Annotated in this window: 16 protein-coding genes; 3 read left to right on the forward strand and 13 right to left on the reverse strand. The window is 73.8% G+C overall.

The window, feature by feature from the left end:
* Positions 1-72: 72 nt before the first annotated feature.
* From ruvB to hrpB, 12 genes are all read right to left on the reverse strand, one after another.
* Positions 73-1,176: a Holliday junction branch migration DNA helicase RuvB gene (ruvB, locus tag ACH45N_RS18625; protein WP_397396512.1), complete on the reverse strand. Its 1,104-nt coding sequence runs from the start codon at positions 1,174-1,176 to the stop codon at positions 73-75.
* Complete coding sequence (gene ruvA / locus ACH45N_RS18630; RefSeq protein ID WP_397396514.1) at positions 1,169-1,795, reverse strand: Holliday junction branch migration protein RuvA; 627 nt, start codon at positions 1,793-1,795, stop codon at positions 1,169-1,171. Before ruvA ends, ruvB begins: the two co-directional genes overlap by 8 nt.
* Before the next feature lie 104 nt (positions 1,796-1,899).
* Positions 1,900-2,466 carry a crossover junction endodeoxyribonuclease RuvC gene (ruvC, locus tag ACH45N_RS18635; protein ID WP_397396516.1) on the reverse strand — a complete coding sequence of 189 codons (567 nt, stop codon included), beginning with the start codon at positions 2,464-2,466 and terminating at the stop codon, positions 1,900-1,902.
* A gap of 56 nt (positions 2,467-2,522) precedes the next feature.
* The gene (locus ACH45N_RS18640) at positions 2,523-3,284 is read right to left on the reverse strand and encodes a YebC/PmpR family DNA-binding transcriptional regulator (RefSeq protein ID WP_285102438.1); all 762 of its coding nucleotides are present in this window, start codon (positions 3,282-3,284) and stop codon (positions 2,523-2,525) included.
* Positions 3,285-3,352: 68 nt separating this feature from the next.
* Positions 3,353-3,988, reverse strand: a complete 636-nt coding sequence (gene pdxT / locus ACH45N_RS18645; protein WP_036963115.1) for a pyridoxal 5'-phosphate synthase glutaminase subunit PdxT — start codon at positions 3,986-3,988, stop codon at positions 3,353-3,355.
* Positions 3,989-4,028: 40 nt separating this feature from the next.
* Complete coding sequence (locus tag ACH45N_RS18650; protein ID WP_397396519.1) at positions 4,029-4,478, reverse strand: hypothetical protein; 450 nt, start codon at positions 4,476-4,478, stop codon at positions 4,029-4,031.
* Positions 4,479-4,521: 43 nt separating this feature from the next.
* Positions 4,522-5,166 carry a hypothetical protein gene (locus ACH45N_RS18655; protein WP_397396521.1) on the reverse strand — a complete coding sequence of 215 codons (645 nt, stop codon included), beginning with the start codon at positions 5,164-5,166 and terminating at the stop codon, positions 4,522-4,524.
* Positions 5,163-5,744: a signal peptidase I gene (locus tag ACH45N_RS18660; protein ID WP_397396523.1), complete on the reverse strand. Its 582-nt coding sequence runs from the start codon at positions 5,742-5,744 to the stop codon at positions 5,163-5,165. Before ACH45N_RS18660 ends, ACH45N_RS18655 begins: the two co-directional genes overlap by 4 nt.
* A 23-nt stretch (positions 5,745-5,767) precedes the next feature.
* The gene (locus tag ACH45N_RS18665) at positions 5,768-6,304 is read right to left on the reverse strand and encodes an alternate-type signal peptide domain-containing protein (protein ID WP_397396525.1); all 537 of its coding nucleotides are present in this window, start codon (positions 6,302-6,304) and stop codon (positions 5,768-5,770) included.
* A gap of 355 nt (positions 6,305-6,659) precedes the next feature.
* Complete coding sequence (locus tag ACH45N_RS18670) at positions 6,660-7,262, reverse strand: NUDIX hydrolase (RefSeq protein WP_397396527.1); 603 nt, start codon at positions 7,260-7,262, stop codon at positions 6,660-6,662.
* 191 nt (positions 7,263-7,453) lie between these two features.
* Positions 7,454-8,440, reverse strand: coding sequence for a S41 family peptidase (locus ACH45N_RS18675; RefSeq protein WP_397396529.1), 987 nt, complete (start codon positions 8,438-8,440; stop codon positions 7,454-7,456).
* Complete coding sequence (gene hrpB / locus ACH45N_RS18680) at positions 8,383-10,914, reverse strand: ATP-dependent helicase HrpB (protein ID WP_397396531.1); 2,532 nt, start codon at positions 10,912-10,914, stop codon at positions 8,383-8,385. Before hrpB ends, ACH45N_RS18675 begins: the two co-directional genes overlap by 58 nt.
* 249 nt (positions 10,915-11,163) lie before the next feature.
* Here hrpB and ACH45N_RS18685 point away from each other — a divergent pair, with 249 nt between their 5' ends.
* The gene (locus ACH45N_RS18685; protein ID WP_397396533.1) at positions 11,164-11,646 is read left to right on the forward strand and encodes a hypothetical protein; all 483 of its coding nucleotides are present in this window, start codon (positions 11,164-11,166) and stop codon (positions 11,644-11,646) included.
* A 67-nt stretch (positions 11,647-11,713) separates the two neighbouring features.
* On the opposite strand, the gene ACH45N_RS18690 is transcribed toward ACH45N_RS18685, so the two are convergent.
* Complete coding sequence (locus ACH45N_RS18690; RefSeq protein WP_397396535.1) at positions 11,714-12,190, reverse strand: hypothetical protein; 477 nt, start codon at positions 12,188-12,190, stop codon at positions 11,714-11,716.
* A 128-nt stretch (positions 12,191-12,318) separates the two neighbouring features.
* Between ACH45N_RS18690 and ACH45N_RS18695 the strand changes: the two genes are divergently transcribed.
* A complete protein-coding gene (locus ACH45N_RS18695) occupies positions 12,319-13,200 on the forward strand; it encodes a hypothetical protein (protein ID WP_397396537.1) in 882 nt (293 codons plus the stop codon).
* The gene (locus tag ACH45N_RS18700; RefSeq protein WP_397396539.1) at positions 13,197-13,910 is read left to right on the forward strand and encodes a hypothetical protein; all 714 of its coding nucleotides are present in this window, start codon (positions 13,197-13,199) and stop codon (positions 13,908-13,910) included. Before ACH45N_RS18695 ends, ACH45N_RS18700 begins: the two co-directional genes overlap by 4 nt.
* Positions 13,911-13,918 lie beyond the last annotated feature (8 nt).

Consider the following 13,918-nt stretch of genomic DNA (forward strand, 5'->3'; position numbering starts at 1 on the left):
GGATCCCAACCAGTGTAGTGCTCGGGCGTGGATCCCCGGGCTGCCCGCTGCGGGGGCGCCACAACGACAACGTCAGGGGTCGAGCAAAGTTCCCGGGCCGGTGGTCCCGGTCGCGGGGCCGGTCGTCGTCCCGGCCGTGCTGCCGGTCGCCTGCGGGGGCGGCGTGAGGCCCAGGTGCTCCCACGCGGCGAGGGTCGCGACGCGGCCGCGCGGGGTGCGCCCGACCAGTCCCTCGCGCACGAGGTAGGGCTCGGCGACGGTCTCGACGGTCTCGGCCTCCTCCCCCACGGTCATGGCGAGCGTGGACAGGCCCACGGGTCCGCCGCCGAACCGGGTGCACAGGGCGGTGAGCACGGCGCGGTCGAGCCGGTCGAGGCCGATGAGGTCGACCTCGTAGACCTCCAGGGCGGCCCGGGCGGCGTTCAGGTCGAGCCGGCCGTCGCCGCGCACCTGGGCCCAGTCGCGCACGCGGCGCAGCAGCCGGTTCGCGATGCGGGGCGTGCCACGGGAGCGGCCGGCGATCTCGTGCGCGGCGGCGTGGTCGAGGTGCACGCCGAGCAGGCCGGCGGAGCGCAGGATGACCCGCTCCAGCTCCTGGGGCGAGTAGTAGTCCATGTGCCCGGTGAACCCGAAGCGGTCGCGCAGCGGGGCGGGCAGCAGGCCGGAACGCGTGGTGGCGCCGACCACGGTGAACCGCGGCAGCGCGAGCGGGATCGCGGACGCCCCGGCGCCCTTGCCGACCACGACGTCGACCCGGAAGTCCTCCATGGCGACGTAGAGCAGCTCCTCGGCGGGACGCGCGAGGCGGTGGATCTCGTCGATGAACAGCACGTCGCCCTCCTCCAGGGAGGACAGGACGGCGGCGAGGTCGCCCGCGTGCTGGATGGCGGGCCCGCTGGTCAGGCGCAGGTGCGACTCGAGCTCGCCCGCGATGATCATGGCCAGCGTCGTCTTGCCGAGGCCGGGCGGGCCGGACAGGAGCACGTGGTCGGGCGGGTTGCCGCGCGCCATCGCGGCCTGCAGCACCAGGGAGAGCTGGTCGCGCACCACGCGCTGGCCCACGAAGTCGTCGAGCCGCTTGGGGCGCAGCGCGGCCTCGGCGGCCCGCTCGATCTCGTCGGCGCTCGGGGCGACGATGCGGCCGCCGCCCTCCGTCTCGGTCGAGACGTCAGCCACGGTGGCCTCCCAGCACACGCAAGGCCGCGCGCAGCGTCGAGGCGACCTCGTCGGCCGCCACGGTGTCGGCGCCCGCCTCGGCGAGCACCTTCGCCACGGCGTCGTCGGCCTGCTTGGCGGGCCAGCCCAGGCCCGCGAGGGCCTCCACGACTCGCTCGGAGTGGTCGGTGGCCCCAGCGGCGGCGCTGGGCGCGGGCTCCGCCACGCCGGTGCCGGACGGCGGCCCGAGCCGGTCGCCGAGCTCCAGCACGATGCGCTGGGCGCCCTTGCGGCCGATGCCCGGGACGCGGGTCAGCGCGGCGAGGTCCTCGCCGGCGACGGCACGGCGCAGGGCGTCCGGGGTGTGCACCGCGAGCATGGCGAGCGCCAGACGCGGCCCGACGCCGGAGACGGTCTGCACCACCTCGAACACGTCCCGCTCGTCGGGGTCGCCGAACCCGTACAGCGTCATCGAGTCCTCGCGGACCACCATGCTCGTGGCGACGCCGGCGGTCTCGCCGACGCGCAGCGCGGCCAGCGTGGCGGGCGTGGCGTGCACCAGGTAGCCGACGCCGCCGACGTCGACCACCGCGCGGTCCAGGCTCACGTAGGCCACGGTCCCCGTCAGCGAGGCGATCACGGGCTCCCCCTCCTTGCTGGATGTTCACTCGCCGGATGTTCCGGTATCGAACGTTCGTGCGAGGAGCCTAACAAGCGTGGGGTGCCCTCCGGGGAGGCACGCCGTCAGCGGCGGGGGTGCTGCTTGGCGGCCTGCTCGGCCGCGGCCCAGGCGCGCTGCGCGGGCGTGAGCTCGTGCCGGTCGCCGCCCTGCAGGGCCCCGGCGGGGCGCCACAGGTGGCAGACGGCGAGCGCGAGCGCGTCGGCGGCGTCGGCGGGCCGCGGGGCCTCGTCGAGGTCGAGGATGCGGGTGATCATCGTCGTCACCTGCGCCTTGTCGGCGCGCCCCGACCCGGTCACGGCCGCCTTGACCTCCGACGGGGTGTGCAGCGCGACGGGCACACCGCGGCGGGCCGCGGCCACCATGGCCAGGCCCGCCGCCTGGGCGGTCCCCATCACCGTGCCGACGTTGTGCTGCGCGAAGACGCGCTCGACCGCCACCACGTCGGGCACGTGCTCGTCGAGCCACGCGTCGAGGCCCTCCGCGATGCGTAGCAGTCGCAGGTCCGTGGACAGGTCCACGTCCGAGCGGATGACGCCGACGGCGACCATCCGGGCCCGCCGCCCGGGCAGCGAGTCGACGACGCCGACGCCGCACCTGGTCAGACCGGGATCAACACCGAGAACGCGCACGGAGAAACCCTCTCACGTGCGGTTCCGGCACCCGGGCGGACACGGCCGGGAGGTGCCTACTCCTCCTCGTCGAGCGCCGCCATGACCTCGTCGCTCGCGTCGAAGTTGGCGTAGACGTTCTGCACGTCGTCGCTGTCCTCCAGCGCGTCGATGAGGCGCATGATCTTGCGGGCACCCTCCACGTCCACCTCGACCTGCATGGAGGGGTGGAAGATCACGTCGGCCGAGTCGTACTCGATGCCGGCCTCCTGGATGGCCGTACGCACGGGCACCAGGTCGGTCGCCTCGGTGAGGACCTCGATGACCTCGCCCTGGTCGGTGACGTCCTCGGCGCCGGCGTCGAGAGCGGCGAGCATGACCTCGTCCTCGCCCACGCCGTCGGCCTTCGGCACCACGATCAGGCCCTTGCGGGAGAACAGGTACGACACCGAGCCCGGGTCGGCGAGGTTGCCGCCGTTGCGGGAGAACGCCAGGCGCACCTCGGAGGCCGCCCGGTTCTTGTTGTCGGTGAGGCACTCGACCAGGACGGCGATGCCGTTGGTGCCGTAGCCCTCGTACATGATCGTCTGGTAGTCGACGGCGTCGGCGCCCTCGCCCGAACCGCGCTTCAGCGCGCGGTCGATGTTGTCGTTCGGGACCGACGACTTCTTCGCCTTCTGGACCGCGTCGAACAGCGTCGGGTTACCGGCGAGGTCGCCGCCGCCCGTCCGCGCCGCGACCTCGATGTTCTTGATCAGCTTCGCGAAGAGTTTGCCGCGCTTGGCGTCGATCGCGGCCTTCTTGTGCTTGGTCGTGGCCCACTTGGAGTGACCTGACATGCCTCTACCTGACTCCTTGCATTTCGATGGCTCTTATCAATTGGCTGACGAACGGCGAGGGAACCCGCTCAGCCGCCCGCGACCATGCTGACGAACAGCCCGTGCACGCGCGCGTCCCCCGTGATCTCGGGGTGGAAGGCGGTGGCGAGCAGCGACCCCTGCCGTGCTGCGACAATCCTACCGGCGGCCGCCACAGGACGGCCCTGCGTATCCACAGCCGGGATGCGGGACAGCACCTCGACCTCAGGCCCGGCCTCCTCGATCCACGGGGCACGGATGAACGCGGTGCGCACCGGGCCGCCGTCGTCGACGTCGGAGATCCCTGCGAAGTCGAGGTCGGTCTCGAACGAGTCGACCTGCCGGCCGAACGCGTTGCGCCGCACGACGACGTCCATGCCGCCGACGGTCTGCTGGTCGGCGGTCCCGTCCAGGATCCGGTCGGCGAGCAGGATCATGCCCGCGCACGAGCCGTACACCGGCAGGCCCTCCTTGATCCGGGCCTGCAGCAGGTCGCGGAGCTCGAAGATGCGCAGCAGCTTGTCGATCGTCGTGGACTCGCCGCCGGGCAGCACGAGCCCGTCGACCGCGGCCAGCTCCCCCGGACGGCGCACGGTCACGCCGTGCGCGCCGACGGACTCGAGGGCGGCCAGGTGCTCGCGGACGTCACCCTGCAGGGCCAGGACGCCGATGGTCGGGTTGCTCACAACCGTCCATCTTACGGCGGCGGCCTGCCTGGCAGGGACGTCAGGGGGTGCACTCCAGCGTGAGTCCCGGCGGCAGGACGACGACGCCCGCCTGGACCGTCTCGGTCGCGACGGGCGCGGTCCAGGCCGTGCCGGGCAGCGAGCCCGTCACCTCGACCGTCAGGGTGCCGTCGGCCAAGCCGCCGAAGAGCTGCTCCAGGACCGTCTGGTCGATCACGACGGCCCGGGTCGTCCCGTTGTCCGTGACCGCCACCGGCTCGTCGTTGATCGTCGCGGTGTAGTCGAGCGCACGGGGCGCGCTGACCTCCGGCCACGTCACCTGCGCCGTCTCGAACAGCTGACCGTCGGTATCGGTGCAGACCGTGTCCGCGGCCGGCAGGACGCCGGCAGTGATCGGGCCTCCTGGACCGGCGGCGAGCCCGCCGTCGGCCCAGAAGGCCCATGCGGCGCCGCCGCCCACGCACAGGGCGAGCGTGGTCAGTGCCACCACGACGGCACGGTGAGCCAGTCCCCGCCCCGCGGGCCGGCGCCGGTCAGCCACGACGGGCCCTTCGGCGCAGCAGGACGCCCAGCACGACCGCTCCTGCGGCCACCAGTGTCGGCAGCAGGAGGTTCGCCCCGGTCCGCGGCAGGACGCCCGGCCCGTCCGCACCGGCGTCGCCCGGTCCGGGCTCGTCCTGCCCGGCGCCCGAGAGCGTCACGACCACGTCGACCTCGACGCGCTGTCGCTGCGACGCGTTGGTCGCGGCGGGATCGAACGCCACCTCGAGCCCGATCGGGACCACCTCGCCCGGCGCGAGGTCGGTGGCACCGGACCTGAGGCCGTCGGTCCACGGGCCCGCGCCCAGCCGGGTCCTGACGTGCAGCTGCGAGGCGAGCGCGGTTCCCTCGCCGGTCCCGAGGACCACCGTCGCGACCGCGCTGGCCTCGTCGACGGACGCGTTGCGCGCGTACAGCCTGCCCGTGGCGACGTCGCCAGGCACCCAGACGAGGTCCGGGTCGATGAGCGGCGTCGTGACGTCCGGCGCCCATGTCCTGCCGTCGACGCTCAGGAGGAGCTCGTCACCGGTGTCCGCCGGGACCACCGCGGTCCCCGGGCGCGCGGCCGCGGGGCCGCCGACTGCTGTTCCCACGAGGAGCAGCGCCACCAGAGCGGTCCATCGTGCCGGTCTTCTCACAGCATGCCCTCCTGGGTCGAACCTGTCCGGGACGCATCGGTCCCTGCTGGTGCGCTGCGCCCACGAGCCGCACGCTCGCGGGCGGAGCGCAGGACCTGCCAGATGGCGTAGCCGATCAGCAGCACGGCGACGGCGAGGCCGATCCCCTCCCGCTGTCCGGTGAACGCGCCGGCGACGTACCCGGCGTACGGCACGTGATACCAGGCGGCCCCCCGTACCTGGGCTTCGCGCACGGGCCGCGCGTCCGGCACGTCGTTCGAGTCACCCCGGGTGAGATAGGTCCGCTCCCCACCGACCGTGATGCCGACCCCCACGACCCGGTGCGTCACGAGCTGCTCCTGTCCCGAGCGCAGCTGGTAGGTGATCACCGAGCCCGTCCGGATCTGCTCGGGCGCCACCGGCCGTGACACGACCAGCGTGCCCACCGGGTAGGTGGGCTCCATCGAGTCAGTGAGCACGACGTACGGGGTCGCGCCCGCCACCCGGGGCACGATCACCCCGAGCACGAGCGCGGCGCCCGCCACCGCGATGACGACGACGGCGAGCGCGCGCCCCACGAACCGGGTCGCTGTCCGCACGGTTCCGGCCGCGTTCTGAGCGATCAGGGCGCCGGGACGAGGTGCGCCTGCGTGACCTGGACCGCCACGCTGTCCAAGGTCGCGGTGAGAGCCTGCGTCTCGTTGCCCGAGTCCTCCGGGAACTCGGCGGAGACCGTGACCACGAGGTCGGAGGCGGCCTCCACCGGCACCGGGTCGGCGAGCGGGAGGGTAAGCTCCGCGCCGTCGAGCGTCGCGCTCGCCACGTCCACCGCCAGCACGGCCGTGAGCGCGTTGGTCTCCGCCCACGTCGGCGCGGTCACCGTGATGTCGCCCAGCGCGAGGTGGTCGCCCGTGCCGCCCACCGTCAGCGCGCAGTCGGTGGTGACGGTGTCCCCCGGCACGATGCCCTCGGTGACGGCACCTCCGCCGTCGAGCGTCCAGTCGCCGCACGCGCCGTCGGTCACCGCCAGCGTGCCCGAGGTGACGTCGGTCCCGGTCGAGATTCCTTCGTCGGTCCAGAACGCGAGCGTCCCTGCTCCGCCGAGCAGGATCGCGGCGGCGCCGCCGGTCGCGAGCGCAGCCTTGGTGAGTCTTTCCATGACAGGTGCCTTCCGTCAGAATTCCCCCTGCGCCGTCGACGTTAGGCAGCGCATCACCAATGCGCGCGACGTAACTCAGTATTCTCATTTTTTCACCCGCAATTCACGGCCAAGGGCGTCTGACTCGCCGGAACCACCCCGCATTCAGGGGGTTTGGCGTCACCATGAAAGTGGATGGACCTGCGCCGATGGTCGCCAAACCGGGCGTCGATATACATTCAAACGGCACCACATTATCGGCGAACAATGCCTGAGACATCGATATGTCCAGCAACACGAAAGGCCACGAGAAATGGCCACCGGCCCTGACCCCCGAGCCGTCGGAGGGGACGGCCGTGCTGCGGACCCACCGGCCTCAGTCGTCGAACTGCTCGCCCAGGTGCCGCACCTCGCCGGTCCAGCCGGCCACCAGGGCGTCGACGACGTCGGGCAGCTCCGGCGGGAAGACCTCCAGCGGCTGCGCGCGCAGCTCGGCCGCCGTCAGCCACGCCATCTCGTCGAGCAGCTCACGCTCGGCGTCCGTCCAGCCGTCGGCCGTGACCTCGACGGCGTCCGGGATCCGCGCGAGGTAGAACACCTCGAACTGGCGGCACGTCTCGGCGAAGAAGTCGAAGATGCCCGTGCGCGTGAGCACCGGTCCCACGAGGTCGCCGGCGGCGAGCTCGATGCCCACCTCCTCGCGCGTCTCGCGCAGCGCGGCCTGCACCGGGGTCTCCCCCGCGTCGATGCCGCCACCCACCGTGAACCACCAGGACCGTTCCGGCTGGTTGACGTCGTGCCCGCGCATCACGAGCACGCGGCCGGCGTCGTCCATCAGGATGACGCGCGCCGCCGAGCGCTCGCGGACGCCGTCCGGTCCCGGGACCCAGTCGTCCCCCAGGGAGGTGGTGCCGGGCCCGACCTCGGGCGGCACAACGGGCCGGTGCTGGTCGGCGGTCTCCGACGGGAACCCGGTCATGCGACCTCCTGGTGCTGAGCGTTTGTGGGGACCGGCCGGTCCGCCGCGGGCGGACCGGCCGGTCCCCACAAACTACCCCCCGCACCCGTCGGTGCAGCGCGGTCCGACCTGCCGCCGCAGGAGGTCCAGCCGGACCTCCCGCGCCCGCGTCAGGCGGGCGGAGGCGAGCGCACAGGCTCGGCGGCTCGGCGTCACAGCGCCAGCGCGAGGTCGAGCGCCCGCTCCGCGGCACACGGATGGTCGGGAACGACCCCGACGCCCTCCCAGTTGGTGCCGGTGACGGCGTGGACCGACCGGGCGATCGGCACGTGGAGCTGCAGGTGGGCGGTGAGGTCGAACGCCTCGCGGGGATGAGCCCCGCCCATCGTCGTCTCGCCGACGACGACCGCCCGGCCGAGCGCCTGCAGGTCGTAGGCGAGCTCCTCACCGCCGCTGAACGTCCGGCTGCTCGTGAGGACGACGACCGGCACATCCGGCAGTCGCGGGGCAACGTCCGGCGTGGTGGACGACGGCTCGACGGTGCCGTCCCGGTGCACGAGGTCGAGGAGGTGCACCGGCTCGTCGCCGAGCAGGTGGCTCACCAGCAGTGCCACGGACTCGGGCACGCCACCCACGCAGTCACGCAGATCGATCACGAGCCGACGCACGCCCTGCAGCAGCGTGAACGCCGCCGACGCGGCAGGACGGACGTACTCCGGCGGCAGGATCAGCGGGCCGATCGTCAGCAGCCCGACGTTGCCGTCGAGGCGGCGCACCTCGCTGATCGCGGGTCCACTCTCCCGGGCCAGGGTGGCGAAGTAGGCGCGCACCTCGTCCTCGTCCTTCTCGGGTGGCACGCCCTCCGGGTAGTGCCGGACCCGCAGATGCCGGTCGCCGTTGACCGACTGGAGGACCGTCGTGGCGGCCTCGGCGAACGCGGGCTCGTCAGCCGCATCGGTGGTGAGCCCGTCGAGAGCGTCGGCGATGCCGACCGCCACGTCGGGAAAGACATAGTGGGTTCTCACGAGGTCCTGGACCTGGGCGATCAGCATGCGCGCAGTCAACCGAAGCGTCTGACCGAGCGTCAACGGGGTTTCCGCAGGTCCCGCGACCAACAGCACGACACCGCCGCCCAGCGGCTTCACCGCCGCGGGTTCGCCCGCCTGGTCGGCGCCGCCGTCAGCGGGTCCTCCGGCCACGGGTGCCGCGGGTAGCGGGCCCGCAGGTCGGCCCGGACCAGGGGGTAGCCCTGCTTCCAGAACGAGGCGAGGTCGCTCGTGATCGCGGCCGGGCGGCCCGCGGGCGACAGCAGGTGCAGCACGACCGGGACGCGACCGTCCGCGACGGCCGGGGTGGCGGTCCAGCCGAAGACCTCCTGCAGCTTCACGGCGAGGACCGGCGGCTCGACGCCGTCGTACGCCAGCCGGACCTGCGAGCCCGACGGGACCCGGAGCCGTTCCGGCGCGAGCTCGTCCAGCCGGGCCGCGGCCGGCCAGGGCAGCAGGCGCCGCAGGGCCGAGGTGACGTCGATGCGGGCCAGGTCGCGTGCGGCCCGCACCGAGGCGAGCTCGGTGCCCAGCCACTCGTCGAGACCGGCCAGCAGCGCCTCGTCGTCGACGGCGGGCCACGGGGCGCCGAGGTGGGCGTGGCAGAACGCCAGGCGTCCCCGCAGGGCCAGCGCGGCCTCCGACCAGCGCAGCACGGACAGGCCCTCCCGCCGGATGCCGTCGCGGACGGCGGCCTGGACGAGCAGCGGGTCGGGCTTCGCCAGCGGGACGTCGGCCAGCACGATCGCGCCGAGCGTCTCGACGCGGCGCGTCACGACGCGGCCGTCGGTCCAGCGGATCTGGTCGGTCGTCGCCACGAGGTCGCCCGCGACGTCCCGCGCCGTGGCCTCGTCGATCGGCACCGCGGACCGGATCCTGGCGTCGGCGCGTCCGGGCGCCCGGTCGGCGACCGCGATCGCCAGCCACGTCGTGGACCGCAGCGGCGACTGCGGGTCCAGCGCAGCACCCGTGCCCCCGGACATCTGGTAGGTCGCCGAGTCGCTCCCCCGGACCCGCGCGATCCGCTCGGGGTACGCCAGCCCCACCACGATCCCCATCGCCAGATCGTCCGGCACCCCACGCGCCGGTGTCCCGTCCGGCGCGCCGCCTGCCGGCGCGCCGCCTGCCGGCGTGCCCCGGCCGAGACGCTTCGCCTCCTCCCGCCAGCGAGCCGTGGCCCCGCGGTCGTCGCCCAGGCGCAGGGCCCGCCAGCGGGCGGGCAGGTCGTCGCCGGCGCCGCGACCGGAGTCGTCCGACAGCAGCGCGACGACCTCCCGCGCCCGGTCGGCACCGACCCGCGCCGCGCCGTCGAGCAGCGCACGGGCCAGGCGGGGGTGCGCCCCGATCGCGGCCATCCGCCGGCCCCGCTCGGTGATCCGTCCGGCGTCGTCCACGGCGCCGACCCGATCCAGCAGCTCGGTGGCCGCGCTCAGCGCGGGTGCGGGCGGCGCGTCAAGCAGGGCCAGACCGGCGCCGCCCGGCGCGCCCCAGGCCGCGAGGTCCAGGGCGAAGGAGGCCAGGTCGGCGATCGCGATCTCCGGCGCCGGGTGGTCGTCGAGCCGGCCGTGGTCGGTCGCGGACCAGCACCGGTAGACCCGGCCGGGCGCCTCCCGCCCGGCGCGCCCCGCCCGCTGGTCGGCCGACGATCGCGAGACCCGGACGGTGACCAGCGTGCCGAGGCCCCGGGACTGGTCGGTGCGCGGCTCCCGGGACAGGCCCGAGTCGACCACGACCCGGACCCCGGGCACGGTCAGCGAGCTCTCCGCGACCGACGTCGTGACCACGATCCGGCGCGTGGCGGACGGCGCCAGCGCGCGGTCCTGCTCGGCCCGGGACTGGCGGCCGAACAGCGGCAGCACGTTCTCGCCGGCCAGCCGGCGGGTCACGCCGTTGATCTCGGCCTCGCCGGGCACGAACACGAGCACGTCGCCGTCGTTCTCGGCCAGCGCCCGCCGGACGACGGCGGCGACGTGGTCCAGCAGGCGCGGGTCGACCCGCCCGCCGGGGAGCAGCGGTGCGGGGACCGGCGGCGGGGCCCACTCGACCGCGACGTCGAACAGCGCGGCGGACGCGGTGACCACGGGCGCCGGCGCGTCCGTGCCGAGGGCGCGACTCAGCCGGACGGTGTCCGCCGTGGCCGACGTCGCGACGAGCGCCAGGTCCTCGCGCAGGTTCGCGCGGACGTCGATCGCGAGCGCCAGCAGCAGGTCGGCGTCGAGGTGCCGCTCGTGGCACTCGTCGATCACGATCGCGGAGACACCAGGCAGCTCCGGGTCCTGCTGCAGGCGCCGCACGAGGAGCCCCGTCGTCACGACCTCGACGCGCAGGCCCTTGCCGCCGCTGCGCTCGCCGCGCATCGCGTAGCCGATCCGCTGCCCGAGCGGTTCGCCGACGAGCGTCGCCAGCCGGGTCGCGGCCGCGCGGGTCGCCATCCTGCGTGGCTCGGCCACGACGACGGTGCCCGCGAGGGCGTCGGCGAGGGCGAGCGGCAGCAGCGACGTCTTCCCCGACCCGGGCGGCGCGACCAGCACGGCGGTACCGCTCGACCGCACGGCGTCGACGGTGGCGGGCAGGACGGCCCGGACGGGCAGGTCCGCCCCGGGGACCGTCGACTCGGGCAGCAGCACGCCCTGACGCTAACCGATCATCACCCGGGAACCCGCACCCACGGCGTCGAAGCACGCCGCCGGTCCAGGAGGGGCGCGCGTTGCAGATTCCTGCAAGGTGCCGGTGCCGGGCTGCGCCACGATGCTGCTCGTCCGTCTCCCCGGACAGCGGGGATACATCGAGATGCGAGGAGCAACACCATGCGGATCCACCGTCCCGTCGCAGCCGCGATCGCCGTCCTCTGTTCCGCCTTCTTGTTCGCCGCGCCCATGAGCGCAGCCCAGGCGCTGCCCGCCACGGAGACGCTCACCATCGAGGAGGTCCTGGCGAAGGAAGCAGCGTCCGGCGAGGTCGGTACCCAGGCCCAGACCTACTACTACTGCGCGGTGCTCGACGGGACGACCGGTTGCCAGAGCGGTTACCCGGTCGGCAGCGGGCTCGTGGTGGCGCGGCTCTACCAGTACAGCGACTTCAACGTCACCAGGAACGGTGTCGAGGGCTTCCAGATCGTCATCTACAACCCGCGATACTCCGTCGGCTGCACCAGCGGCACCGGGGACAACGAAGGGCGCTTCAACCTCGGCGCGGCGCACCGGAACGACATCAACTCGGTGAAGACCTACCACGGCTGCGACGTGAAGCTGTACAACGGCACCAACTTCTCGGGCAGCTCGACGCCCTTCATCGATCAGGCCGCAAACCTGAACGTGTACGGCTTCAACAACAGCGCGGACTCGGTCCGGATCTCCTGAGCTTCCCGCGCGCCGGGAGCGCCCGGTCGCCGCGGTCCGGGGCGACCGGGCGTTCCCGGCGACGTGGTCAGCTTCGCGGGCAGACGTACACCGACCCCGTGGTGACCCAGTCCCCGCCCACGGAGCCGGACCGCTGCCACTGCACGTACGCCTGCGCCCGGACGAGCTTGCGCGCGGAGGAACCGCACGACCACGAGGTGGTGCGCTCGACATCCTGCTCGGAAGCCCAGCTGTCTGCGGGAAACCTGTCCCGGAGGTTCAACCAGGTGCCGTTGGAGCTGTACTGGAGGCGGACCTCGACGACCTGGACGCTGTAGTTGTTCCCGCCGGCCCGGTCGGCCACCCGGGCATGGGCGTTGAACACCCCCGCGGACGACATCTCCACGTTGGCGCACCGGAGGATCTGGTCGCCGGACTGGTCCCCTTCGCAGCTGTGCGCGATCTGCTCGGCCGCCACCGCCGGCGAGGCGACGAACATGGTCGTCCCCAGGGCCACGCCGAGAACCGCGGTCAGGATGCGCTTGATCTGTCGGTCTTTTCGCATGACCACAGTTGATACCCGGGGCCGGCGAGCAGGTTGCAGGAACCTGCAGGACGACGGGGCGACGGCGGCTCCGGACGGGTCGGCACTCCCGACCGCAACCGGCGGACACCCTGCGACAATGCGTTCTCGTGAACCATCTGCTGGACCTCGGGTCCCGGAAGTTCTGGCGGCTGGTCGGCCGGCCCGTCGACCTCGCCGGCGAACACTCCTGGCTGCGCGCCCCGGTGAGCAGCTCGTCCACCGTCGGGGACGGCTGGCTCGCCGCCGAGGCCGCGCACCACGGCGGCACGGTCGACGACGACGCGACGTCCGCCGATCCCCCGCCCGCCCGGGCGCCGGGCCTGCTCCCGGCGATGTCGGTGCTCGACGGCCCCGGGTTCGACGCCGCCCGGCTGGACCCCCGGATCCGCGACTTCTACGAGCACACCGCCGCCTGGCACATGGAGGTGTGGAGCGGGTGGTCGCCGCTGTTCTGGCCCGCCGGCGAGCTGATCGCGCGGCTGTTCGCCCACCGGGTGGAGCAGCTCTCCCTCCCGATGCGCCCGCTCGACGTCGCGCACGGGATGGACAGCCGGGTCCGCGTGCTCCGCGACCGGGACGGCGCGCAGGTGGGCGCCGCGTGGCTGCGGACGCTCCGGCCGTCGGGCCGCTACGTGTTCAGCGGCTGCTACTCGGCGCGCCGGCTCCCCGGCAGCGCGCAGCCGAGCGTCCACGTCGCGTTCCCGCTCGAGTCCGGCAACGTCCAGGTGTTCCTGCGCCCGGCCGTCAGTACCGAGGGCGGGCTCGTCCTGGAGTCGCCCCCGGGCCGGTTCGGGCAGGACGGCGCGTACGTCGTCGCGCGCGACGGCGGACGGGACTTCGCGGCGCGCGTCCCGCTCCACGAGACGTTCCGCCTGTACGTCGACCCGTACGGTGTGCTCCGCACGGACCACGAGCTGCGGATGTGGCGCACCTGGATGATGCGTCTGCACTACAAGATGGACCGCGACACGACGGAGCGCGCCCGATGATGCACACCTTCCACCTCGCCGAGCTGCCCGGCGCCGTGACGGCCCGCGCCCTGCTGCGACCGCCGTCGGGCAGCACGACGCCCGGACTGGACCACGCCGAGTGCCTGGCGCTCATGCGCCTGGGGGCGCCCGTCGTCTCCCCGGACCGGCTGCAGCTGCGGCGGATCGCGGTCTTCGCGCAGTGGCGCGACGAGGACGCCGTGGACCGCTTCCTGTCCGACGACGTCCTGGGCCGCCACCTGGCGACCGGCTGGCACGTCCGCCTGGAGTACCTGCGCCGCTGGTCCCGGCTGGCGGCCCTGCCCGGGCTGCCCGCCCGGACCGGTGAGTGGGACCAGGACGAGCCCGTGGTCGCGGTGACCGTCGCGCGGATGCGCCTGCCCGAGGTGCCCCGGTTCCTGCGATGGGGCAGGCCCGTCGAACGCCAGGTGCGCGACCATCCCGGCACCACGCTCGCCCTGGCCGCCTACCGGCCGCCGGGCACCATCTCCACGTTCTCCGTGTGGCGCACCGTGCGCGAGATGGAGTCCATGGTGCACGGCCGCGCCGCCCACGCGCCCCGTGAGGCGCCCGCGGACCGGCGGCACGCGGACGCCATGGTCGAGCGGCGGCGCCGCGACTTCCACCACGAGTTCGCGACGTTCCGGTTCCGCCCGCTCGCGGAGCACGGCACGTGGGCGGGACGGACCGGGATCGTCCCGGTGGGCTGATCCCGGTC

This window comes from Promicromonospora sp. NPDC019610 (assembly GCF_044389365.1).
Classification (GTDB): Bacteria; Actinomycetota; Actinomycetes; order Actinomycetales; family Cellulomonadaceae; genus Promicromonospora.